The following is a 21,932-nucleotide window of genomic DNA, read 5'->3' as shown; positions in this document are numbered from 1 at the left end:
CGGATTTATCCTAGGTAGCATATCAATGTGGTTGTTTTGGCATTGGGGAATGTCTCGTAATGACTATGTGTTGGTGAAAAGGAATGGTTTAAATGGACCCAAAAAAACCTAGAATAACTCCAAATCAACTTGACCTTTGGAGTTCTAACATGGCAGACCTTTACAATGCTCTTGAAGGCGAAATCATCCGCATCATCATTAAGCGCCTTAAAACTGGCTCGGTTGATATCACGGAGTGGCAGGCTCAAAAGTTATCTGAGTTGCGATTGTTTAATCGAGACGTCATAAAGTACTTATCAGAGGTTACAAATGTCGCAGAACCCCAAATAAAAAGAATGTTTGAAGAAGCTGGCAAAGAGATTGTGAAGGACACGGATAGAGCAATGCCTTATACACCAAAGCCAATGCCGAACAATCTTGATGCAGTGATGCAGGCATATTACGAGCAAGTATGGAGCGAGATTGATAATTTTGTGAATCAAACTCTTGTTACCACTGCTTACGGCATAGGAACAGCACAAATTGCCTATCAAACCGTTTTAAATAACACTGCTGCCATGTTTAACACAGGATTATATACTTTTGAGCAGTCATTAGAGCGTGCTATCACTGATTTAGCACAAAAGGGCATCAAAAGCGGTATGGTTGACCGAGGGGGGCACACATGGAGCCTTGAGGGTTACGTCAGAACCGTTTTAAAGTCTACCCTAGGAAACACCTATGATACTCTAAGAAAAGAACGCATGGCTGAATATGGAGTGCATACGGTGCTTGTAACAAGCCATGTAGGGGCACGTAAAGCATGTTCACTTATTCAAGGGCATGTGGTCGATTTAAGACAACCTAGTGAGATACCACAGGAGAGCGAGTATAAGTCCATTTATGATCCATATTGGCAAGCGGAATATGGTACAGCAGGCGGCCATAGGGGAGTTAATTGCAAACACTTACACATTCCATTCATTCCTGGAGTAAACACAAACAATCAGCCACATTTTGATGCAGAACTGAATGAAAAGGTAGCTCAAGCAAGAGACACGCAGCGTCGTATAGAGCGAGAAATCGTGAAATACAAGAAAAATCTCATGATTGCTGAAGAACTAGGCAGCGATAAAGCCGACTACTGGCGTATGATGGTCAGACGGAGACAAGCTGCAATGAGACGTCATTTAAATGAGAATGGTGAGTATTTGAGTAGGAATTACGCTCGGGAAAAAGTATATACTCCACTTGAAACATTATTAGAGGACTTTTCTTATAAAGATTATGAATGAAGGTGATGATTAATGAAATGGTATTTAAAGCAACTATTACCAATGACATACCGAACGAAGTGTGAAATGAATGGTAAAAAATATTTTGTTGTATGGAAAATGTGGTTCGGTCGTTGTTTTAAGGAAGAATGGATTGAAATAGCTTAAATTGCACCTGACAAATAAATGTTAGGTGATTTTATTTAAAAGCAGTCGTTGATTAATTTAAAAAATACTTGTCTTTAGCCAATAGACGTTAAACAGGGCTTTTTCTTATGCCCATTTTAAAGGCTTGGGGTAAAACTAAGCGCAACCTTAAGCGTGAGGTGCAACACGCAAAAAAACATTAATAAGGAGATTGGTAGACATGGATTTAAAAGAAATATTGGGCGAGGAGCTCTATAAACAAGTCATGGAAAAGTTGGGTGATGAGAAGATTGATATTGTGTCCAACGGTCAATGGATTCCGAAACAGAAGTTTGATGACATTAATACATCGCTTAAGGAATTAAAGGACCAAATGAAGGACAGGGACAAACAATTGGAGGAATTGAAGACGAAGGCAACTGGTAACGAAGAGTTGCAACAGAAAATTCAGGAACTCCAAGAAAAAAATGAGAACACAGAGAAAGAGTATCAACAGAAGTTGCAACAACAGACGTTTGACTATGCTCTAAAGGATGCTCTTAGCGGAGCAAAGGTTCGTAATCCTAAAGCAGCCAAGGCTTTACTGGACTTGGAGTCAATAAAATTGGATGGGGACAAGCTTCTTGGTTTAGAGGATCAACTTAAAACTATCAAAGAAAGCGATCCTTATCTGTTTGAAGAAGAGGAAGAACCCAATACACCCCCGCAGATTGTGGCGCCAGGCAATCCGAATGGGGGCAAAGGCGGCGGAGAAAGCGATCCGTTTGCCGCAAAACTGGCTAAATACACTAATCAATAGAAAGAAGGAATGAAATTATGTCAACAGCAAACCAAAACTTAGCAGCACGTAGTTATCAAAAACAATTTAGAGAGCTTTTACAAGCAGTATTCCGCACTCAAGCATACTTCCGTGACTTTTTCGGCGGAGAAATTGAAGCGTTGGACGGGGTACAGCATAACGAAACAGCATTTTATGTTAAGACTAGTGATATCCCTGTAGTTGTAGGGACGGAGTATGACAAAGATGCTAATACAGCATTTGGAACAGGTACCGGAAACAGTACACGTTTTGGTCCAAGAACTGAAATCATCTACCAAGATACACCAGTACCTTACACATGGGAATGGGTTTACCACGAAGGGATTGACCGTCACACTGTTAACAATGATTTTCAAGCTGCAGTCGCTGATCGTCTAGATTTACAGGCGCAAGCCAAAATTAAGAAGTTCAATTCACAGCACAGTAAGTTTATCTCAAGTATTGCTGCTAAAACTGAAACATTAGCAGACTACAGCGCTGACAATGTACTTGCTTTATTTAATGAGTTGTCAAAGTACTATATCAACATTCAAGCCATCGGAAATAAAGTGGCTAACGTAAATGCTGATTTGTATAACGCTATCGTTGACCATCCATTAATGACAACTGGTAAACACTCAACAGCAAACATTGACGAGAACAACGTTGTACGATTTAAAGGTTTTACAATCAACGAAGTACCAGACGAGTTGTTGCAAGATGGAGAAGTCGCTTATGTTTACATCACTGGTATCGGAAAAGCATTTACGGGCATTAATACAGCTCGCACAATCGAATCAGAGGACTTTGACGGTGTAGCTCTACAAGGTGCTGGTAAAGCTGGCGAATTTATCTTAGATGACAACAAAAAAGCAGTTGTGAAAGTCACCGGTGGTTCGGGGGAGTAACAACCCCCGATATTAACAATGTCACGCCAACGACTGACGGGGCAGTCATCAATTTAACTTAAGGAGGGTTTACATGCCTTTTAAAATCTATCAAGGCAGCACGGTGATAGCAGAGGGTGAAAGCCCTCTTGCTATTAATGGTTTAGAACCAAATACAGAAGTTACTGCAGGTGAATATCAGGCTGTTAGGGTAGACGGTGAAAGGGAATCCGAAAGAGTAGATATACCTGGTTTCACCACTTTAGCAGAGTCGGAACCAGATCAAATAGAAGAACCGAATGTTGAACCAGAGGAAATCGACGTAAGGCCACAAACCAATAATTTTAGCGAACAGGGTGTCGTACGCTACATGACAGCAACTGTTTTACCAGAAGAAGCTGACCAAACAGTGACTTGGGAAAGTGAAGATACAAATATCGCTCTTATCGATGCAGAAGGAAAAGTAACGGCTAGAAACCCAGGCACTACCACAATCATAGCAACGGCATCAAACGGCGTCACAGGTACAGCCACAATTAATTGTAATTGGGGTGGATAATCATGCCTTATCTTACGTACGAGGAGTTTAAAACGCTGAATAGTGCCGAAGTGGAAGAGGATGCATTTAATAAATTGCTACCTAAAGCTAGTGCCATATTGGATAACATCACATCTTATTTCTATGTTAAACATGACATTGAGAAGGATAATAAATGGCGTGTACGTCAATTTAAACTTGGTTTATGCTCTCAAATTGAGTATTTTCACGACTTAGGAGCAACAACCTTTGAAACTATCAATAACTCACCACAGACGTTTCAAGCAGGGAGGACTAGCGTATCAAATGCGAGTAGGTATAATCCAAGTGGTGCTAATGAGAGTAAGCCACTTATAGCTGAAGATGTTTATATTTATTTGGAAGGTACCGGACTTTTGTACTCTCCAATTTCTGTGATTTGAACCGTTATAATGGTATAATTGAATTGTAGGCTAGAGATGTACACTCGAAAAGGAAGCACCCACTTCCCTGCCTGCTAAAAATAAATGGGGGTAACTGTGGGAGGTTACAATATGACAAAAAAACTTGAGTTAAGAGGTAAAAAATTTGGTAGATTGACCGTGATTGCGAGTGCGGAATCTAACAAAAAAGGAAATAGTCAATGGTTATGTAAATGCGACTGTGGAAAAGAAGTTGTTATAGTAGGGTATAGACTTAATACCGGATATACAAAAAGTTGCGGATGCCTACAAAGAGAAATTACAGGCAATAGAGCCTCAAAACACAATAAATATGGAACTAGATTACACACTGTTTGGAAACACATGAAAGAAAGGTGTAACAACCCTAATTCACAAGACTACCACAACTACGGCGGTCGAGGTATTTCTTATTGCAGTGAATGGACAGAATTCAATCCTTTTTATGAGTGGGCGACAAAAAATGGGTACTCCGATGAGCTGACGCTCGACAGAATAGATGTGAATGGTAATTACGAACCGTCTAATTGCAGGTGGGTGGATAAGAAAGCGCAAGCCAACAACACCAGAGTTAATAGGCGTATTACTATTAACGGGGTAACAAAGACGATGACCGAATGGTCGGATGAAAGTGGTGTAAAGGTAGGTACTATTTGGTGGAGACACGAAAATGGCATAACTGGTCAAGATTTAATTAAAAAAGGAAGATTAAATAGAAGAAGCCTTTAATAAGGGCTCTTTTTTGTTGCTTCAAAAAAGGAGTGAGGTCATGGTAATGCCAAAGCCACCTAAAGACTTTTGTATAGATTCTTTTATGTATAAAGAATACATGGGCGAAAATAGTTGGTCTGAACCAGAATACGCTAGACCAGTTTTGATTAGTAATTGCCGTATTGACCGTGGCGCCGAATACTCATCTACGACATCCGGTAAACAACTGCTGTATAATGCGGTTGTTTTTTGTTATGAGGGTATAACTACTCCATTGCCGGAATTTAAAACGCAATCAGTATTACGGTTTGATGACCAAGACCATGTTGTAACAAAAGTAATCCCAATTTACGAAGCATACGAAAAGGTAATATACTCCTATGAGCTGGAAGTGGTTTAATGGCTCGAGTTGATATCAATCTACGAATTCCACGGCAAAAACTCAGTCAGGATAATCTAAATCGTGGTAGATATGCTCTTGCAAACCAAGTACTAGCAGACACGAATCAGTTTGTACCCATGAAAGAGGGTATTTTAAGGCAAAGTGGTCATGTCGATAGTGGTGGAGAAGCAATAACGTGGAACACAGCATATGCAAAACGCTTGTTTTACAACTATATGTACAATTACACCACACCAGGTACGGGTCCGCGCTGGGACATGAGAGCGAAAAGGTTATTTATATCTGATTGGATTAAAGCATTTGAGAGAGGAGCTGATTGGTAATGGATTTTATCGAACGATTGCAAGAAAGAATAAATGCAATAAATCAGTTGCCAGTAGTTTGTAAATTGGGATATCTAGGTACTGATGAATCACTCGTACTTTATCCATTACCAGGCTCACAAGTTACACAACGATTTATGGATGGTACGACTGACCAACAATTAAATTACGAAATTGCGATGAAGTCAAAATCACAAAATAGAATACATCAAACTCTTTGGCTCATACAAAATGAGCTAGAGGGGCTGTCACAACTTGAAAGCAAGGATGGCAGCTATGAATTTGATGAATTAATCATTACGAACAAACCATTTATCAATCAAATTGATGATCAAGGATGGTTTGTTTTTTTATTGGATGTACAAGCAAAAATAACTGTATTTAAGGAGAGTGAATAGAAATGGCAAGACAAAAGAACGCATTACGAGGACACTTTGTACAAGCGTATACTCCAGGACAAGAAGAACCAGGCACAGAATGGTTGGAACTTGCAAAATATATCTCTACTATCGGTGACGATACACAGGAAGGAACGGAAGAACAAGCGTTCTATGATGGAGATGGCACACCGGAAACAGATGTTATCTCGGTTGCTGGTGCATACACACCAGAGGGATTTTATGATCCGGATGACCCTGCACAGGCTCTTATCGCAAGTTTAAAATATAAAGTCGGTGATGGGCGTAAGATTTGGCATAGAGTCGTGTCGGCAGACGGTAAAAAAGAGTGGGTAGGTCGTGCTACTGTTTCAGCGATTGTAGCTGGAGCTGGGGATGCATCAGCTTATGAAACATTTAGCTGCAACATTCGTTTCGATTCTATCCCAAAGGAAACTGACTTATCGGGGGAGTAGAACCCCCATCTGTGCAAAACGTACAACCCACTACAGATGGGGCAAATGTAACACTAGATTAATAGCAGAGACACTCTTTTTAGGGTGTCTCTTTTTATTTAGGAGGGTAACTCATGAATCAAGTAAATATCGAAATTTCAAGAACAGGATTTCCAGTCAAAATCGGCTCAATTGAACTTTGGTTTGATAGTTCGATTGAGAATTTAAAACGATTTTTTAATATTGACAAGCTGGCACAAGACAAACTAAAAGAAGCGCAAGAAAAGGCGAAACATGTGCATTTTCCAGAAAAAATCGAAAGTATAGATGACGTTGACAGTACAATGGTTGACGCAGCCTTTGACCTCAATAAAGAGTTTATTGCTGCTCAATACGACATTATTTTTGGGGATGGGACTTTTAAACGGATTTATCAAAAATATCCGGATATCATCGCCCTTGAACAAGCTTTGGATGTTGTGGGTGTTGCAATAGCAAAAAGAATAGATGAGCAGGAAGCAGAACGGGCAGCACAGGTTGAAGAAAAGAAAAAAGAATATCTGAATAAAAAAGCTTTAAAAAAGTAGGTGGTTAAATGCGCTTAAATGACGCTTTAGTCACCTTCTTTTCGTTTGACGGAAAAGAATACGCTATTGATTTAGCTTTTGACAACGTCCTAGACGTTTTTGACGTTCTTGAGGACAAAACCCTTCGGATGTACGAAAAAGCCGAAATTTGCCTTGAATTGCTCTTAGGTAAGCAGTTTAAAGGTTCCGAAGCGGTCGAAATGTGGAACCACATTTATGAACAGTACATCTACGTAAAAAATGAACAGCCTGTCATGTATGACCTTAAAGGCAACCCATTACCGGTACAACCGGATGACGATAAAGAAAAAATGATCGACTTGGAACAAGATGCAGAATACATTTTTGCGTCTTTTAAGCAAGCATACGACATGAACCTGTATGAACAACAAGGAAAGCTACACTGGCATGAATTTCAAGCGCTTTTAAATGGGTTGCCAAGTGACACCATTATGAAGCGAATTATTGAAATCAGAGCATGGAAGCCAAGTAAAGGTGAATCCCAAGAATACAAAGAAGCAATGCGCAATCTGCAAAAGGTATTCGCACTAAACGACAGCGAGGAGGTGGACTAGATGGCAGATGGCTCTATTAAAATATCGATTGAAGTGGACGGAAGGCAAATTACCATAGCATCCAATGATTTGGACAGACTCGAAGAAGCAGCACGAAGAGCAGGCAGTACAGCATCTATCGTAGAAAGAGGCATGGATAATATCAGCGATAGTAGCACTCAAGCTAGCTCGAGCATTCGAGGTGCAGATAACGCCTTAGAGGACTTAGGGGAGAGCGGGGCAACTGCTGGACAAAGCTTAAGGGGCGCCGAAGGTAGTCTGGACAACTTAGCGGATAGCAGTGCTGACGCATCATCAAATCTTCGTGATACCACAGATAATTTAAGTGATATGGCTGGCCAAGCACAGAACGCTGGTAATGAAACGGGAAGAGCGTCTATAGGCATCAAAGAATTAGCAACCTCGCTGGGTTTAGTGGCGATTGGTGCAGCGGTTTTCAATGAACTAAAAAACTCAATGGATGCAGCAATTACTCGGTTCGACACGTTAAATAAATTTCCGAAAGTACTTCAAGCTCTTGGTGTATCAGCCGAAGATTCTGAACGAGCCATGAGCAGATTGTCTGAGGGTATTGACGGTTTACCTACCACACTGAATGAAATTGCTGGAAGTGCCCAACGGATGTATACATCATTTAATGACATGGATAAAGCGACAGACTCAGCCATTGCATTAAACAACGCTTTACTAGGATCGGGTTCGAGTGCGGCTGATGCAGCAAGGGGATCGGAGCAGTATATAAAAGCATTGCAAACCGGCAAGATGGAAATGGACTCCTGGAATACTCTACAAGAGACTATGGACATTGGATTGATAAAGATTGCTGAGGGGTTTGGATTTGCAGGAAAAACCGCAAAACAAGATTTATACAATGCTTTAAAAGACGGCGTTATCACAATGGAAGAGTTTAACGATAAGTTAATTGAGGTTGGTACTGGCACAGGTATCATGGCAAAACTGGCCAAAGAAAACAGCTTGGGTATCGCGACATCAATCGGGAACCTAAAGAATGCGGCTGCAAGAGGAATCGCTAATATTATTGATAGCTTTAACCAGTTAACCATAGCAGTAACAGGAAAAGACATCGCACAAAACATTGATAGCTTAAAGGCAGTTGTAAATCAATCGTTTAAAGTGATTCAGTCCGTTATTGAAGGTGCTACTCCTTTCGTAGTTGCGTTTGGTTCTGCGGTAGGTGCTGTCATCCCTGTTGTACAAGCTTTAACCCCTGCCATCATTGGTCTTGTTGCGGCTTACGGTGCTTATGTTGTAATTACTAAAGCGACTGCAGCAATCAATTCGGCGAAAGTAGCTATAGCGGCAGCAACAGCAACAACTCAAGCGTTAACAATAGGTACTCGCGCACAAATAGCAGCACAGGTAACAATGACGACAGTAGACAGGGCGGGTACGGTAGCAACAGTTGCATCAACGAGCGCAATCTCACTCAAAACATTTGCTATTGGCGTTATGACTAGAACTATCAAATTATCAAATGCTGCGCAAATCATAGCAACAACAACAACTAAGGCATGGGCAGCAGCAATGGCGCTTTTAAGAGGACCAATTGGATGGGTCACAGCAGGTCTTGCAGTGCTAACCACCGGTATAATCGCAGTCGTAAAGTGGTTTAACAAACAAACGGAAGAATCGAAACGCCTGAATGCTGAAACGGAAAAGTTGAACGACTCAACAAAATCGTTGAATGACAACTTGTTAAATACAGAAACAACGTATAAGAACAATCAAAAAGAAATTCTTGCTGCTGCCAAGGCTAATGGTGAATTAGCCCAAAAGGTTGAAGAATTAGCGGCGAAAGAGAAGAAATCAGCAGAAGATAAAGCTTTACTCAACTCTTACATTCAGCAGTTGAATGGCTCCGTCGAGGGATTGAACCTTGCCTATAACGAAGAAGCAAATGCCTTAAATATGACATCGGAGCAACTAGCAGCTCGGTTAAACCTGATGAAAGAAACCGAAAACCAACAAGCTGCCGAAGAACGTTTAACTGAAATCTTTAAAGAACAGCAAGAAGTACAGCTACAGTTGGATGAGATTAATAATTTGCGTGATGAATGGAATAAAAAGCTTGAAGAAGGAACAGTTAAATCCGGTGAACATAAAGAAGCTCTTGCGGGGTTAGAAGAACAAGAGAACTCTTTAAAAGAAAGTATATCCGGTTTAATGGCTGAACAAGTTCTTGCTGAAGACCAAATTAAAAAATCGTCAGCAGCGATCGCTGAGGCTGTTAAAGCTGGTGTCAGCTCTCAAAAACTCGATTACGAAAGTCTATCAGAAGTACAAAAAGAAACCGTCGACAATATGAAAACCACTTGGGATGACTACAAGGCCGCGGCTACAGATATGTTTGACACAATCAGCACCAAGTCAGAAGTGTCTGTATCAGAAATGACCAAAAATCTTGAGAAAAACCAAAAGGTCATTAGTGATTGGGCTGATAACATCGCCAAGTTAGCCGAACGCGGAGTAGATGAAGGTCTATTAAATACTTTGCGTGAGGCAGGGCCAGAATCAGCAGGACATGTTAATGCATTGGTTAAAGCATCCGACACCGAGTTACAGAAATTGAGCGAAGCCTTTGCTAAAGGTGGGGAAGTTGCCACAAGCGCATTAAGTAAGTCTTTAGGGATTGAAGAATCCAACTTAATGGATGCCGTTAGCAATTTGGTAGTTGATACTGAAAAATCCTTAAGAGAACAAATTAAATCGGCTGATTTTGAATCCATTGGTATTGCGATCCCAGATGGTACAGCCAAAGGGGTTACAAAAGGTACTAAAAACGCAGAAAAAGCAACAAAGAAGATGGCCGAAGATACAACAAGAGCTGCTAAACACACACTAGGTGTCAACAGCCCATCTAAAGTGTTTACAGATATCGGTACCAACATAACCGAAGGATTGGTGTTGGGTATAAATGGTGGCACAACCAGTGTCATCAATGCAGTAGAAAGAATGTTTCGTGCAGTTATCGATGCATCAAACAGAGATTTAAAGTTAATCACAAAAAGCCATGACGACTCAGTTAAGTTAATCGAACAGTCTTTAAACAAGTTGCCTGTCGTTACTCAAGAAACCATGCAAAACATGTTGGAAAGAATGAAGAGTGGCGCAACAAATCAGATTAACTTGATGAAGAACTTAGCGAGAGATATAGTCTCGCAGTTTAATAAACTTCCATCTGACCTAAGAAGTGTTGGGATAAACTCAATGAATGGTTTGAATTCTGGGTTATTGGCAGGAAAGGGTAAAGTGTTGGCTACTGCTCGAAGTATCGCCAATGAGGTTGCAAGGACTATGCAACAAGCTTTAGACATCAACTCGCCATCCAGAGTCATGCGTAATGACGTTGGTCGTTGGATACCAGAGGGTATTGCGTTAGGGATTAGAGATAACGCGAAATCGGTGTATAGAGAGATTGATGAGATGGCTAATAAAATGATTATCTCGACACCAGAAAAGGCGTTGAGTGTTGGTAGAATGGCTTATTCGACTGGTTCTTCTATTAATGGTGGTTCCATAACATCTCATTATGACCATTCTCGCAAAATGGAAAACCATATCACAATAAAAACGGATGATAGCGCAGCAAAAGAAGTTGATCGAACACTTCGCAGATTAAAATTAGGGTATGCTTAGGTGGTGATTCCAAGTGCTTAAAAATATAAAAATTACTAATAGTAGAGGGGATCAATTTGAGTTTGATTCTACTAACCGGTTAACGAACGGGTTAGACTTAAGTGGCTTATTAGCAATTGTTAATCGTGTTGAAACCAATGCACCAGGAACTCGATATCAAAATACAAAAATAGACGAACGAGAATTTGATTTGGAATTTAAAATTAGACAATACAGTTTTACGGAAGAAACCAAGGATGATAAGCGTTCTGAATTATACAAGGTTTTTAATCCTAATTATAATCCGGTGCGTATTGATTTTGAAACAAGTAATGAGGATGAATATTATTTGATGGCTGAGTTGCTCGGAACTCCGATAATGCCACCAGATAAAAGTAATAATAACGCTGTTTGGCAAAGATGTTTATTGCAATTTGTTGCCACAGATCCATTCATTTATACGAAAAATGAAAAGATGGTTGATATTGCTTTTTGGGTTAGTGCATTTGAGTTTCCGTTGGAAATCCCAGAGGAAGGGATTGAGATGGGATACAGGGAACCGTCTCTTATTGCTAATGTGTTTAATGATGGACAAGAGTCAACGGGCATGATGATAAGATTTAAAGCACTCGGAACACTTAGGAATCCATCGTTGATAAATGTTAATACTTATGAAACGCTGAAACTCAATACCACGATGCAAGGTGGAGATGTAATCTGGGTTTCAACCTACCAACGTAGAAAGTCAGTAACATTAATTCGCAATGGAGTAAGTACAAATATATTTAATTCTTTAACCCTTGATAGCAAATTCCTTCAATTGAATGTGGGTGATAATCTATTTCGTTATGATGTTGAAGAAGGACCTATTGAAAACCTTGAAGTATCAATGAGATTTGCAGCGAGATTATTGGGGGTGTAGTGTTGGAGTTTTATATATTTGACTTAAATCTCGAAAGAAAAGGGATAGTAGACGATTTTATTGAAGTTGAGCTCAACTCTAAATACGATGACCTCGGTAAGTTGCATCTGATTGTAGATGGAACTAAAGAAAATGTCGAGCTTTTACAGGTTGATAGAATAATCACCAAGGCAACAGATATAACTAAGGGATATATCATTAAAACGAGAGATTACCGAGACAATCAATCGACGGAGTTGGAGATAATAGCTCCATCAATAAATAAAATCCTTAATGATCGTCTAGTTCTTGGACAACAGGAATATACTGGCACAATCGAAAATGTCATGAAATCCTTTGTCAATGCGAATGCTGTTAATCCAGCTAATCCGAATCGGATAATCCCTAATCTTGAAATTTCAGAAAACCGAGGTATCCCTTTTGAGGTAAAAGAAGGTACAGTAAATAAACCACTGTGTGATTATTTGTATGAAATTGCTAAGAAAAATGATGTGTCTTTTGATATATTACTAGACCACACTAACAAAAAGTTTGTGTTTGACGTATGGCAGGGAGAAGACAGAAGCGCATTACAGTCTGAGAATCCTCACGTTATCTTTTCTAAGGAATTTGAAAATGTGCTTACTCAAAACTATGTGGATGACATCAATGGTTATAAATCGACAGCAATTGTGTTGGGCGAAGAAATCGAAGGTCAAACTCAAGAAATTGTTACTGTCAATGATGATAATGTAGGATTTGAACGTAAGGAGATCCTAGTTGAATCAACAAATTTAAAAAGGACTTATAGAGATGAAAACGGAGTTGAAAGAACTCAAACGGAAGAAGAATACCGAAAGCTGTTAGAGGAGAACGGCAGAAATACACTTGCTGAGTATCAACCCACAAAAACATTGGAAAGCAATGTAGATCCACTCTCGAATTTTATATACGGGGTGGATTATTTTATGGGCGATAAAGTGAGTGTTAGAGATGATGACTTAGGCATCATCCTCCATACGAGAATTATTTCAGTTGTTGAAAAGGGAGACAAACAAGGAAATAAGTTGCAAGTGAATTTTGGCAGCAATATTCCCGATTTATTAACGAGAATAAAAAAGGTGGTGAATAATTAAATGGCTTTTACGAGCGGACTATTTAACAGTATCAATGGCGATCGAAGATATAACGCCCCGTGGTTTGCGTCATACTTTGCTACGTTTATTGGGAATGGAGTGTTTCCGAATCCATCAACAGGTATGCAAGTGATAGCAGGCGATGGAATGCAAACCGTCATTAAAGCTGGTAAGGCATGGATTAACGGATATTATGCAGTAAATGATGACGACTATATTATGCAGCATGATATAGCGGACGGAGTTTTAAAGCGAATTGACCGTATTGTTTTACGTCTAGATTTTTCATTGAGAGAACTCATTCCGCAGTTAAAAAAAGGGGCATTTGCATCTAACCCTGTTGCTCCAACTTTGCAAAGAGATGCAGATGCTTATGAGATCGCCCTTGCTGATGTCTTAATTAATAACGGGGCAATAAGTATCACTCAAGCAAACATTACAGATTTGCGCCTCAACGCACAACTTTGCGGTATCGTGACTGGGTTAGTTAATCAAGTCGATACAACAACAATTTTTAATCAATATCAATCATGGTTCGAAGAAATGACGGGTGAAAAGCTTCAGGAGTACGACACTTGGTTTTCTGTACACCAACAAGAATTTTTGGATTGGTTTGAAAATATAAAAGATATCCTAGATGGTGATGTCGCAGGAAATTTATTGCTGTTAATCGAGCAAAATCAACGTGATATAAGAACACTAATTAAAAATAAAACAAATGTTGTGGTGGCGGCTGCTAACTGGTTGCTAAATAGTGAGGGGAATCGTTATGAATACGTAATTACGGATGCTGACATCACCACAGACAGTGTTGTTGACGTAAATATACAACTTGATTATTTGGATTATGCGCGAATGCTATTAAGTGCCTGCAACAGCTCTAACGGAGCCGTAACCTTATACGCCTCTAGTTTACCTGATGCGGACTTAGTGGTTGATTATCGTATTACTAGGCAGGTGATTTAAGTGGCAACTGGTAGAGTTAACGTGGGTGGTGGTGGCGCAGGATTAAATGTGTATACCGAAGTAAACGAGCCGCCAAAAAAAGAAGGTGTTTGGATTAAAACTGACAAAAAGTATAAAAAAATTATCAGCGATACGATGGCTTGGATTGCTAATTCTTTTCGAGACCCTTCGTTAATTGCTGATATGCCGACACCTCGATTCGGGGTAAGAACGGTTTATTGTAACGGAGCGATTTACGCAATCGGAGGACAACAAAATAGTTCCTTTTATGGACGATGCTATAAATATGATATTGTCTCGAACACGTGGTCGGAGATTACAAGCCCTCAATACTTAATTGCTGGCGGACATAGCGTTGATGCAATAGATAACAAGATTTATGTTATTGGAGGTTACACTCAAACCGGAACTGCAAACCCTCTTGGAGTAGTGCAGATATATGATACAAATACTGGTGTATGGTCATTGGGAACAACCATGACAGGAGCTAATGCTGGAATCTTAACCCTTTATGGACATAGCTCTGCGGTACATGATAGAAAAATATATTGCTTTGATGGACGTTCGGGAGGTGGAGTGAATTTTGCATATATGATTGCCTATGATGTAGATGCAGATAATTGGTCTATTGTTCATCAAAATATGAGTTCAGGTTATTATTTCAACGCTCCTGCTTTTTATGTTGGTGGATATATTTATCAATTTTATAGCGGTATTATTTCTCCAACAGCTACGAGGATACGCAGAATAAAATTAGATACTGGGGATATTGACATTTTACCAGATGCTCCTTTTTTAGTTCCTAGACATGACGAAGGAGTATTAGTTGACGGTAATGTCTACTTATGCTCAGAAACAGACTTTTATGAGTTTGATACAACAAATCATGTTTTCGACTTAGTTTCTCCACTTCCGTCAGACTTATATGGTAGGTTGGGAAAGAGACTAGCCTATTACGATGGGATTATTTATTTCATGGGTTCTGGCGTAAACGCGAGTACTCAATTAGGAGAAACCACTTCATTTTCTTTCATCCCGAAAATTTATGATGAGGGTACCTTTGTATTGATTCGCACAGATAACTTCTATGGGCTATACAAAACGGAACTTGTTACACCTTTTAATATTAGTGGGGATTTTATACGGATGGTAACAAGTTTTGATAATGCTTATTTATTTGTCGATAACACTTTATTATCTTTAGAATCCTATTACGGTGATGGCGCACAGTGGATTAAATTTAAGGAGGATAGTGTATCATGAATTTAACTTACGAAGTAACAGAAAGAGGTTATACAATATTTCGAGACGGTGTACCGTGGATTAAACAAGATTCGTATATTCCTTATCCAGCAGAAACATTAGCAGAGAGTGCTCAATTGCATATTGATAGCATACTAGCCAGTCAAAACTTAGAACCAGCACCATCATTAGAAGATGAAGTCAAGCAATTAAAACAAGAAAACCAACTACTCCAACAGTCATTGCTTGAATTGACATCTTATGCAGCGACGCAAGATGAACGTTTAGCAACTCAAGAACAAGCATTATTAGAATTATCAACTGTACTGGCAGGAGGTGGTGAATAATGTTTACTACTGAATCAGCATTAGTTAAGCTGTGGGCAAAGTACGTAGAAAATGGAACTTACACAAGAGAGCAAGTACCTAAACTGAGTAACCTACAAGAAATGGTATATGCGGTACTAGACGCCGAAGACGCAGCATAAGCTAGCGTTATTTTTTATGCTTTAAAGGAAACTGCTATTCATAAGTAGAATACCTTTCTTATTAATCAGGGGAGGTAATTTACTTAAAATGGACAAAGAAGCTATTAAACGATTAGAAAATAATCATTATGCAGCTAATAAAGCATTCCAAAGGCTAAAGGATGCAATTAAATCAATTGATGACCAGGAAATATATGCAGCAACTGGAGAAGTCCTTCTTTGGGTTCTTACAACAGATTTATGGCATAAGAAGTATAATATGGGATACAAACGAAGGAAGAACAATAACAAAGATGGACAACTGCTCTTTGGGTTGTTACATGCATATAATTGTATGAAGCATAACATGGACTTCATACAAATCCATTCTAAAGAAGGAGGGTTTGAATTTCCTTTTGAAATACCAGAAGAAGGTTTTGAATTTCTTCCGATAACAGTTCATTGGATGAAAGCTGGTGAAGTTTTAGAAGGTGATTGGCCTGAACAAAAGACAAACTATGAAAGATACATCGAAGGGAAAGAAATCTTAAGTACTTTTGAAATAGCTTTAGAATTTTTAACAACGGAGTACAAAAATATTAAACAATAGGTGTGATAAGATGGACCGTAAATCACAGCTCGTAGAATTTGCTAGGAGGCTTGGAAAATTAGAAAATGAATTCCAAGTGAAGATTATTTCTAGTAATGGCTTTACAGATGCAGTAGTTGTTGATCAATCCGAGAGGCATGGATACGATTACAAAGATGGTCGAATAACACATTCTGATGACTGTTGTATTGAAGATTTAGATTAGTTTTTGAAGGATATGCTTCTTTCTTGTCGAATTTTTAGATGAGAAAGGAGAGATAGAACCGATGAAATATTACAATACAGCAGGCCTAATCGAAGGGTTTATAGAAAAGCCTGATAAAGCAGTTTATTCAATGGTGTTTTTAGTGGAAGGTCAGTTGGCTTTACGGTTAAATATCACTCATCAAGCAACCGTTAGTGAAAGTTGCGGAGTTCCAGTAGAAAAAGTCTACCAATGGCTATGGGAAGAAGGAAATGAAATCTTTTTAAGGGAAACTTTTAGTCAAGGAACAACAATTACTGTCAAAGCTAAGGATGTCATAAACGGTAATATTATTACCTCATTCGATAACTTAGAAAAACATGAGGAATGAGGAGGAAACTTTATGGAAGTCTTAGTCAGTTACATTTATAATCAAACAAGAAATTCATCAATTGAACAAAGCAGTGAAATCATGTACTTTGACGAATATTCTTATGAAGAAATAATGAATGATATTGAAAAAGAAAATGAATTCATGAAAGTAGCTAGCGATATTCTAAAAAGTAAGTATGGTTATTCTAGTATTAAAATTACAACATTTTCAGAATTATAAGCATCTCAACTGAGGTGCTTTTTCTTTTGCCATCATGACCTTAGCATGCCCCGAACCGATCGGGGCTATTTATTTTGAATCAGGAGAGTGAGAGATGTTTAATTTAACAGAAGTTTTTCAAAAAATGCTTTCGAATCATAGTATTAGCTTTGGATTTATCGCTGCGTCTATAGGAACATTTGTAGATGTGATGTTAAATGCCAAAGGGTTTATTGACTTACATGCGTATATTACAGCCATTTTGCTGATTATCATCGCACTTGATTTTACAGTAGGGGTAAGAGCAGCTAAGAAAAATGGAAAGTATCAAAGTAATAAAGGCATTGATGCAGTCATTCGAGATGGAATCATATTAGCTGTAGTGGCAGTTGGATGGATAATTGACCAGATGTTAGGCACAGGTGCATTTGTCTTTAGTGTTCTTGCACTAGCGTTTACGTATCATAACTTTCAATCGTTTTGTGCGAACTTATATGTCCTTGGATGGGACAAATATTTTCCGATGTGGGCATTTAAGATTTTAGAGTCTGAGATTACAGCGAAGGTAAGAAAATATACGGAAAAGGGAGTTGGGAAGTGATGGAACCAATCACAGAATGTGTTTTTTGTGGGGCAGAAATCGAATGGGATCAGGAACTATTTGCTAAAGGAGAACATGGGGAGCCAGTTTGCTCCGAATGCGAGGAGGAAAAATAGTGCTCAAAATTTTTATCGATCCGGGGCATGGGGGAACAGATCCAGGAGCTATGGCAAATGGATTATTAGAAAAGTATCTTACCCTAGCAATCTCTTTAAAGATAAAATCCTTACTGTCTCAATATGAAAATGTTCAAGTCAAACTGAGCCGAGAAACAGATAAATATTTGTCTTTGTCAGCACGGGCAAAACTGGCCAATGCATGGGGAGCCGATTATTTTATGTCCATCCACATTAACGCAGGCGGTGGTACTGGGTTTGAAACGTTTATTCATACTAATGCAAGTAATGCGTCAGTTGCTAATCAAAACGTAATTCATCCCGAAATCTTAATACCTTTGGGCTTTAAGGACAGAGGTAAAAAACGTGCTAATTACTTAGTATTACGTGAGACAAAGATGCCTACCATCCTCACAGAGAATGGCTTTATCGACAATGCAAGTGATGCAGCGAAGCTTAAACAGACAGATTTTATCGATAAAATTGCTCAAGGTCATGTGAATGGTCTTGTTAAAGCCTTTGGACTTAAGAAAAAGGCGCAATCGACACAACCGAAGAAACAACCAAATACACCTGAAAGGAAGCTGAGTGGAATGAAACCAAATTGGAAGGACTGGCAATGGAAAGAAGCTGCAGAGATTTATAAAAAAGCAAGAGTAAAAGGTATTTTATCTTCTGACGAGTGGGAAAAGAAAGCTGCAGCTAAGAATCTGACATTTGATGAGATTGAGTACCTTAACTTGGTGCTTAATGGTCGGTTGCTGTAAATGTTAAAGCCCTTACTCAATTCCAGAGTAAGGGTTTTTTTCTTAGTAAACTACTTAAAATCGTTGTAAACGATGCCGTCAAATCCGTTTTCTTCAATAAATTTTGCTTCATCAACTTTTAAATGTCATACAATATTCATATATTATATAAAATATTTAATTAGATTAAGTATCCCTTTTTCTTCGAGTATTCCAACGGTCTCTTATTTCAGGGATGGAATATGCTACAAAGTAAATAATTCCTAGTATACACCAAATCATCAAACCTAAAAATATCTCTTTGATTGGTATGGGAATGGTGATATCATTAATGCTTGCATCTGTGACTGCTGCTACAATACTAACTAAAGTAGGTGCAACTCCAATAACAAGTACAAAAAATAAATATAATACAGTAAGTATTAAATAAAGATATTGTCCTCTTGTAAGATTTGCCTTCTCGACTAAAATCCTAACTAGATCAATTAAAGATTTTTTTGAATTAGTCTCGGGTGGAGGATTTGTATTTGGTGATACACTTAGGATCAAACTACGCATCATATTTTCTTTCACGATCCTTCCAATCCAAATATGCTCCTACCATACCTGTAATTGTTGCTAGTAATCCTGAGAAAGCAGGAAAAGCGGGAAGGACATTAAAAATCCATAAAGAAGACAAAATTAATGTTAAAACGGCACTAAATCCCCAAATAAAAGAATAATATTTGAAATACTTAAATTTTATTTGTAATTTCTCCATTTTATCAACTGCCTCCTTTCCCTTTAATTTTATTATATCATTTAACTGTTGATTTTCTTGTTGTAGTTGCTCGACATATTCTGCAGAATAAGTTAAATCATCGTTTGTAGAAAGAGTTGTCTCTTTTTTATTCATGCTTGAAGTTTTCTCTTCATATGCTGATAAGTTTTGCTTTTGGGGTGTTGTTGAACTCCATATTTTTTCACGTTGAACCCGAATGGTTACCTTTTCCCCTTTATCAATATACAGGGGTATTTCAACTTTAGTGGGAAAGTCCTTTGCAATAATTGTATTTTCTTCTGTTGAATTTTCATATGTTGATTCAGCGGTTTGATTATTATCCTGTGAAAACCACCTTGGAAATTCTATAACTTCTCCTTTTTGAGGAAATCTAGACTTTTCAAGGGGTGTTTCTGACCTAGACTCTAATAATGTTTTTCCCATAATTATGATTCCTTTATAGCTTTCAAATAAGTTGGTATTTTTAGGTTTTGTTCTTTTATTTCAGAAAGTAAATTTTCCAGTTTAGATACTTTAACATTTTCTTTATAACAATCTAGATCTACCATAAGCAAGTTACGTATTTCAGTTGTCATACTTTGACTCCCTAAATTCCCGTGAATTGTTTGGTTTTGTTGGTATTCAAGTGCAAAATTGAAATGTAGAGTTCCTTTTTTTCCGGCGAATTGAACTCTTGGATTTAAGTATATATCACCAAATACAGGTGATTTTAGTTTTGGAGAAACAAATTCCTTAAAAATAAATTCTGAAATTGCGTTTTGACTACTTCCTTCAAAAGAACCAAGTGTTCTAAATCCAAAACGATTCAAACTATTAATTTCTAAACATTTGAAAATAAAGGACAAATCAGCTTGTGAACTTTTAATAAAATCGTCAATATTATTCGGGTTATCCCAGTTGATAATAATTCTATTCAGAAAAATATGTAATTGTTTTAGTTCCTCTGAATTGCTTAATAAAATTTGTTCAGGATTCTCGATATTATAACCTGGGTATTTTTTGGTGAGTTTATCTAGTATTTTAAATTTTATATCTGTTAAAGGTAATTTAAAAGATTCCTTATATCTAACTTCAATAAATATTTTTTCGAACTTAAAAGTATTCAAATTAAGATGTAGCATCATATTTCCTCCAATAAAATCAATAATTAACTTCATATTTCTACTAAAATTGCTAAAATCCTGCAAGAATTGCAAAATAATATGTAATAAACTAAATAACCCCTCAATCAAGAGGGGATTGCGTGTTTAACAAATATTGCTCCAGTAGCTTTTCGACTTTGTTACGTATATTGAGGTTGTAATAATTATGAGGTTCTTCGTAGCCGTTGTAGAAAAAAGTGTACATCGTGAAGGCTTCATCCCTTGTTTTTTCAAAGACCTTCATATTGCCTTTTTTCATTTTTAACTTTACTTCTCTAAGTTCTTTTTGAACAGCCATCATCGTTTTTTCAATTAGTGCGAAATAAGGAGGCTTAAGCTTAAAAGGCAACTGCTCAAAAATTTGCCTGTCTCTTTCCAAAATAGTTAAGAGCATAGGCAATAAAATGGATTGCTCCATGATTTTACGATCGTCATCTGAGATAATCGTCAATTAAATCATCTCCGTTTTACTAATGTCATTTATCGATAACCTTAATATCTCCTTGTCAGTATCGATTAATAAGGTCTTACTGACATAATCAATTTTATCGACTATGCCCTCAATGACTTTAAAATATCCATCATCCCATATTGTGATCCTAATAAGCATGGTGTAATTAAGTGAGTTATAAATATCAATGTTTATTTGCTCAAGTTCCTGTTCGTCTAAAACTGGCTTAGGAACTTTTTCTTTGTCTTTCCCCAACTTAATAAGTTCTTCTTTATGCTCCGGTAGCATTATCCGGCTTGATTCCCATCGTAAATTACTACCTTTCGTTAACTTATTCATTTAACCATCTCCTTTATGATTTAATTATACAAACATTTGTTCGAAAATCAACTTGAAAACGAATATGTGTTCGTATAAAATAATTGAAAAGGAGTGATTTTAAATGATGTTAGCGAAACCAAAAAAAGTTAAGAAAGCAGCTAGACCAAAAAGGGATGAATTTGAACTTGAAGACTTAGCAAATCAACTTATTGAAGCGCATAATGAGGGAATTGAGGTGATTTTGCACATTTGGCAAGGCGATCCAAAAAGATGCAAAGTCTCGAAACTGGATGGTCAAACACAGATGGTGCATATTGAAGTAGGGTATAACACTGAAAAAGTAAAATTTATTGATATTATGAAAGTGGAAAGCGCTCCTGGTTGAGTAATCACATTAATCACATAAAAATCACTTATTTTCTGTTAAGTTTTGAAAAAACACGAAAATGAATAGAAATATAGGTTAGTAGAAATACAATAAAATAGAGGGTTTGAAAGGTGCTGAAACGGTGCGAAATACGCGCCAAAGATGGGCGGCATGATGTA

General features: G+C 37.9%; 31 protein-coding genes. 26 read left to right on the top strand and 5 right to left on the bottom strand.

The window, feature by feature from the left end:
* Positions 1 to 92: 92 nt before the first annotated feature.
* From FCJ93_RS23655 to FCJ93_RS23540, 25 genes are all read left to right on the top strand, one after another.
* Positions 93 to 1,274 carry a phage minor capsid protein gene (locus tag FCJ93_RS23655; protein WP_137744846.1) on the top strand — a complete coding sequence of 394 codons (1,182 nt, stop codon included), beginning with the start codon at positions 93 to 95 and terminating at the stop codon, positions 1,272 to 1,274.
* A 346-nt stretch (positions 1,275 to 1,620) separates the two neighbouring features.
* Positions 1,621 to 2,199 (top strand): phage scaffolding protein, encoded by a 579-nt coding sequence (locus tag FCJ93_RS23650; protein WP_137744845.1) that lies wholly within the window; start codon positions 1,621 to 1,623, stop codon positions 2,197 to 2,199.
* Between the two features lie 17 nt (positions 2,200 to 2,216).
* Positions 2,217 to 3,107 (top strand): phage capsid protein, encoded by an 891-nt coding sequence (locus FCJ93_RS23645; protein WP_137744844.1) that lies wholly within the window; start codon positions 2,217 to 2,219, stop codon positions 3,105 to 3,107.
* Between the two features lie 73 nt (positions 3,108 to 3,180).
* Positions 3,181 to 3,645, top strand: coding sequence for an Ig-like domain-containing protein (locus tag FCJ93_RS23640; protein WP_137744843.1), 465 nt, complete (start codon positions 3,181 to 3,183; stop codon positions 3,643 to 3,645).
* Positions 3,646 to 3,647: 2 nt separating this feature from the next.
* A complete protein-coding gene (locus FCJ93_RS23635) occupies positions 3,648 to 4,046 on the top strand; it encodes a head-tail connector protein (protein WP_137744842.1) in 399 nt (132 codons plus the stop codon).
* Positions 4,047 to 4,157: 111 nt separating this feature from the next.
* A complete protein-coding gene (locus FCJ93_RS23630) occupies positions 4,158 to 4,793 on the top strand; it encodes a hypothetical protein (RefSeq protein ID WP_137744841.1) in 636 nt (211 codons plus the stop codon).
* Between the two features lie 40 nt (positions 4,794 to 4,833).
* A complete protein-coding gene (locus tag FCJ93_RS23625) occupies positions 4,834 to 5,175 on the top strand; it encodes a putative minor capsid protein (protein ID WP_137744840.1) in 342 nt (113 codons plus the stop codon).
* Positions 5,175 to 5,501, top strand: coding sequence for a minor capsid protein (locus FCJ93_RS23620; protein ID WP_137744839.1), 327 nt, complete (start codon positions 5,175 to 5,177; stop codon positions 5,499 to 5,501). Before FCJ93_RS23625 ends, FCJ93_RS23620 begins: the two co-directional genes overlap by 1 nt.
* Positions 5,501 to 5,899 (top strand): phage tail terminator protein, encoded by a 399-nt coding sequence (locus FCJ93_RS23615; RefSeq protein WP_137744838.1) that lies wholly within the window; start codon positions 5,501 to 5,503, stop codon positions 5,897 to 5,899. Before FCJ93_RS23620 ends, FCJ93_RS23615 begins: the two co-directional genes overlap by 1 nt.
* A gap of 2 nt (positions 5,900 to 5,901) precedes the next feature.
* Positions 5,902 to 6,354 carry a phage tail tube protein gene (locus FCJ93_RS23610; protein ID WP_137744837.1) on the top strand — a complete coding sequence of 151 codons (453 nt, stop codon included), beginning with the start codon at positions 5,902 to 5,904 and terminating at the stop codon, positions 6,352 to 6,354.
* Positions 6,355 to 6,467: 113 nt separating this feature from the next.
* On the top strand, positions 6,468 to 6,920 hold the full coding sequence (locus FCJ93_RS23605; protein WP_137744836.1) for a hypothetical protein: 453 nt from the start codon (positions 6,468 to 6,470) through the stop codon (positions 6,918 to 6,920).
* 8 nt (positions 6,921 to 6,928) lie between these two features.
* Positions 6,929 to 7,495: a Gp15 family bacteriophage protein gene (locus FCJ93_RS23600; RefSeq protein WP_137744835.1), complete on the top strand. Its 567-nt coding sequence runs from the start codon at positions 6,929 to 6,931 to the stop codon at positions 7,493 to 7,495.
* Positions 7,496 to 11,152, top strand: coding sequence for a tape measure protein (locus tag FCJ93_RS23595; RefSeq protein WP_137744834.1), 3,657 nt, complete (start codon positions 7,496 to 7,498; stop codon positions 11,150 to 11,152). It abuts the gene before it with no gap.
* 13 nt (positions 11,153 to 11,165) lie between these two features.
* On the top strand, positions 11,166 to 12,053 hold the full coding sequence (locus tag FCJ93_RS23590) for a phage distal tail protein (RefSeq protein ID WP_137744833.1): 888 nt from the start codon (positions 11,166 to 11,168) through the stop codon (positions 12,051 to 12,053).
* 2 nt (positions 12,054 to 12,055) lie between these two features.
* Positions 12,056 to 13,168 (top strand): siphovirus ReqiPepy6 Gp37-like family protein, encoded by a 1,113-nt coding sequence (locus FCJ93_RS23585; RefSeq protein ID WP_170211398.1) that lies wholly within the window; start codon positions 12,056 to 12,058, stop codon positions 13,166 to 13,168.
* A complete protein-coding gene (locus FCJ93_RS23580; protein WP_137744831.1) occupies positions 13,169 to 14,134 on the top strand; it encodes a hypothetical protein in 966 nt (321 codons plus the stop codon).
* Complete coding sequence (locus FCJ93_RS23575) at positions 14,135 to 15,397, top strand: Kelch repeat-containing protein (protein WP_137744830.1); 1,263 nt, start codon at positions 14,135 to 14,137, stop codon at positions 15,395 to 15,397.
* A complete protein-coding gene (locus tag FCJ93_RS23570) occupies positions 15,394 to 15,723 on the top strand; it encodes a hypothetical protein (protein ID WP_137744829.1) in 330 nt (109 codons plus the stop codon). The genes FCJ93_RS23575 and FCJ93_RS23570 overlap by 4 nt, the downstream gene beginning before the upstream one ends.
* Positions 15,723 to 15,863 carry a hypothetical protein gene (locus FCJ93_RS25160; protein ID WP_170211397.1) on the top strand — a complete coding sequence of 47 codons (141 nt, stop codon included), beginning with the start codon at positions 15,723 to 15,725 and terminating at the stop codon, positions 15,861 to 15,863. Before FCJ93_RS23570 ends, FCJ93_RS25160 begins: the two co-directional genes overlap by 1 nt.
* Before the next feature lie 88 nt (positions 15,864 to 15,951).
* Positions 15,952 to 16,452 (top strand): hypothetical protein, encoded by a 501-nt coding sequence (locus tag FCJ93_RS23565; protein WP_137744828.1) that lies wholly within the window; start codon positions 15,952 to 15,954, stop codon positions 16,450 to 16,452.
* A 10-nt stretch (positions 16,453 to 16,462) separates the two neighbouring features.
* Positions 16,463 to 16,657 (top strand): hypothetical protein, encoded by a 195-nt coding sequence (locus FCJ93_RS23560; RefSeq protein ID WP_137744827.1) that lies wholly within the window; start codon positions 16,463 to 16,465, stop codon positions 16,655 to 16,657.
* A 61-nt stretch (positions 16,658 to 16,718) separates the two neighbouring features.
* Positions 16,719 to 17,027, top strand: coding sequence for a hypothetical protein (locus FCJ93_RS23555; RefSeq protein WP_137744826.1), 309 nt, complete (start codon positions 16,719 to 16,721; stop codon positions 17,025 to 17,027).
* Positions 17,028 to 17,039: 12 nt separating this feature from the next.
* Entirely contained in the window at positions 17,040 to 17,249 is a 210-nt protein-coding gene (locus FCJ93_RS23550) for a hypothetical protein (RefSeq protein ID WP_137744825.1), read from the top strand.
* A 94-nt stretch (positions 17,250 to 17,343) separates the two neighbouring features.
* Entirely contained in the window at positions 17,344 to 17,829 is a 486-nt protein-coding gene (locus FCJ93_RS23545; protein WP_137744824.1) for a phage holin family protein, read from the top strand.
* A gap of 115 nt (positions 17,830 to 17,944) precedes the next feature.
* Positions 17,945 to 18,712, top strand: a complete 768-nt coding sequence (locus FCJ93_RS23540; protein WP_137744823.1) for an N-acetylmuramoyl-L-alanine amidase — start codon at positions 17,945 to 17,947, stop codon at positions 18,710 to 18,712.
* 165 nt (positions 18,713 to 18,877) lie between these two features.
* Here the strand turns inward: FCJ93_RS23540 and FCJ93_RS23535 are convergent, their stop codons facing one another.
* The 5 genes from FCJ93_RS23535 to FCJ93_RS23515 form a co-directional block, all read right to left on the bottom strand.
* Positions 18,878 to 19,264, bottom strand: a complete 387-nt coding sequence (locus FCJ93_RS23535; protein ID WP_137744822.1) for a hypothetical protein — start codon at positions 19,262 to 19,264, stop codon at positions 18,878 to 18,880.
* Positions 19,242 to 19,895 carry a hypothetical protein gene (locus tag FCJ93_RS23530; RefSeq protein ID WP_137744821.1) on the bottom strand — a complete coding sequence of 218 codons (654 nt, stop codon included), beginning with the start codon at positions 19,893 to 19,895 and terminating at the stop codon, positions 19,242 to 19,244. Before FCJ93_RS23530 ends, FCJ93_RS23535 begins: the two co-directional genes overlap by 23 nt.
* Before the next feature lie 2 nt (positions 19,896 to 19,897).
* Positions 19,898 to 20,593, bottom strand: coding sequence for a hypothetical protein (locus FCJ93_RS23525; RefSeq protein ID WP_137744820.1), 696 nt, complete (start codon positions 20,591 to 20,593; stop codon positions 19,898 to 19,900).
* Between the two features lie 103 nt (positions 20,594 to 20,696).
* Entirely contained in the window at positions 20,697 to 21,065 is a 369-nt protein-coding gene (locus tag FCJ93_RS23520) for a hypothetical protein (protein WP_137744819.1), read from the bottom strand.
* Entirely contained in the window at positions 21,066 to 21,404 is a 339-nt protein-coding gene (locus FCJ93_RS23515) for a YolD-like family protein (protein WP_137744818.1), read from the bottom strand.
* Positions 21,405 to 21,507: 103 nt separating this feature from the next.
* On the opposite strand from FCJ93_RS23515, the gene FCJ93_RS23510 reads away from it, so the two are divergent.
* Positions 21,508 to 21,771, top strand: coding sequence for a YolD-like family protein (locus tag FCJ93_RS23510; protein ID WP_235879578.1), 264 nt, complete (start codon positions 21,508 to 21,510; stop codon positions 21,769 to 21,771).
* Positions 21,772 to 21,932: the final 161 nt, after the last annotated feature.

The sequence above is a fragment of the Robertmurraya siralis genome, assembly GCF_005502275.1.
Lineage (GTDB): Bacteria > Bacillota > Bacilli > Bacillales > Cytobacillaceae > Robertmurraya > Robertmurraya siralis.
This window is presented reverse-complemented; position numbering and strand designations above follow the sequence as displayed.

Bases quoted from the DNA above. Each gene is read 5' to 3' on its own strand.
- FCJ93_RS23655 (WP_137744846.1), top strand. From the start codon at position 93: ATGGACCCAAAAAAACCTAGAATAACTCCAAATCAACTTGACCTTTGG.
- FCJ93_RS23650 (WP_137744845.1), top strand. From the start codon at position 1,621: ATGGATTTAAAAGAAATATTGGGCGAGGAGCTCTATAAACAAGTCATG.
- FCJ93_RS23645 (WP_137744844.1), top strand. From the start codon at position 2,217: ATGTCAACAGCAAACCAAAACTTAGCAGCACGTAGTTATCAAAAACAA.
- FCJ93_RS23640 (WP_137744843.1), top strand. From the start codon at position 3,181: ATGCCTTTTAAAATCTATCAAGGCAGCACGGTGATAGCAGAGGGTGAA.
- FCJ93_RS23635 (WP_137744842.1), top strand. From the start codon at position 3,648: ATGCCTTATCTTACGTACGAGGAGTTTAAAACGCTGAATAGTGCCGAA.
- FCJ93_RS23630 (WP_137744841.1), top strand. From the start codon at position 4,158: ATGACAAAAAAACTTGAGTTAAGAGGTAAAAAATTTGGTAGATTGACC.
- FCJ93_RS23625 (WP_137744840.1), top strand. From the start codon at position 4,834: ATGGTAATGCCAAAGCCACCTAAAGACTTTTGTATAGATTCTTTTATG.
- FCJ93_RS23620 (WP_137744839.1), top strand. From the start codon at position 5,175: ATGGCTCGAGTTGATATCAATCTACGAATTCCACGGCAAAAACTCAGT.
- FCJ93_RS23615 (WP_137744838.1), top strand. From the start codon at position 5,501: ATGGATTTTATCGAACGATTGCAAGAAAGAATAAATGCAATAAATCAG.
- FCJ93_RS23610 (WP_137744837.1), top strand. From the start codon at position 5,902: ATGGCAAGACAAAAGAACGCATTACGAGGACACTTTGTACAAGCGTAT.
- FCJ93_RS23605 (WP_137744836.1), top strand. From the start codon at position 6,468: ATGAATCAAGTAAATATCGAAATTTCAAGAACAGGATTTCCAGTCAAA.
- FCJ93_RS23600 (WP_137744835.1), top strand. From the start codon at position 6,929: ATGCGCTTAAATGACGCTTTAGTCACCTTCTTTTCGTTTGACGGAAAA.
- FCJ93_RS23595 (WP_137744834.1), top strand. From the start codon at position 7,496: ATGGCAGATGGCTCTATTAAAATATCGATTGAAGTGGACGGAAGGCAA.
- FCJ93_RS23580 (WP_137744831.1), top strand. From the start codon at position 13,169: ATGGCTTTTACGAGCGGACTATTTAACAGTATCAATGGCGATCGAAGA.
- FCJ93_RS23570 (WP_137744829.1), top strand. From the start codon at position 15,394: ATGAATTTAACTTACGAAGTAACAGAAAGAGGTTATACAATATTTCGA.
- FCJ93_RS25160 (WP_170211397.1), top strand. From the start codon at position 15,723: ATGTTTACTACTGAATCAGCATTAGTTAAGCTGTGGGCAAAGTACGTA.
- FCJ93_RS23565 (WP_137744828.1), top strand. From the start codon at position 15,952: ATGGACAAAGAAGCTATTAAACGATTAGAAAATAATCATTATGCAGCT.
- FCJ93_RS23560 (WP_137744827.1), top strand. From the start codon at position 16,463: ATGGACCGTAAATCACAGCTCGTAGAATTTGCTAGGAGGCTTGGAAAA.
- FCJ93_RS23555 (WP_137744826.1), top strand. From the start codon at position 16,719: ATGAAATATTACAATACAGCAGGCCTAATCGAAGGGTTTATAGAAAAG.
- FCJ93_RS23550 (WP_137744825.1), top strand. From the start codon at position 17,040: ATGGAAGTCTTAGTCAGTTACATTTATAATCAAACAAGAAATTCATCA.
- FCJ93_RS23545 (WP_137744824.1), top strand. From the start codon at position 17,344: ATGTTTAATTTAACAGAAGTTTTTCAAAAAATGCTTTCGAATCATAGT.
- FCJ93_RS23530 (WP_137744821.1), bottom strand. From the start codon at position 19,895: ATGGGAAAAACATTATTAGAGTCTAGGTCAGAAACACCCCTTGAAAAG.
- FCJ93_RS23525 (WP_137744820.1), bottom strand. From the start codon at position 20,593: ATGCTACATCTTAATTTGAATACTTTTAAGTTCGAAAAAATATTTATT.
- FCJ93_RS23515 (WP_137744818.1), bottom strand. From the start codon at position 21,404: ATGAATAAGTTAACGAAAGGTAGTAATTTACGATGGGAATCAAGCCGG.
- FCJ93_RS23510 (WP_235879578.1), top strand. From the start codon at position 21,508: ATGATGTTAGCGAAACCAAAAAAAGTTAAGAAAGCAGCTAGACCAAAA.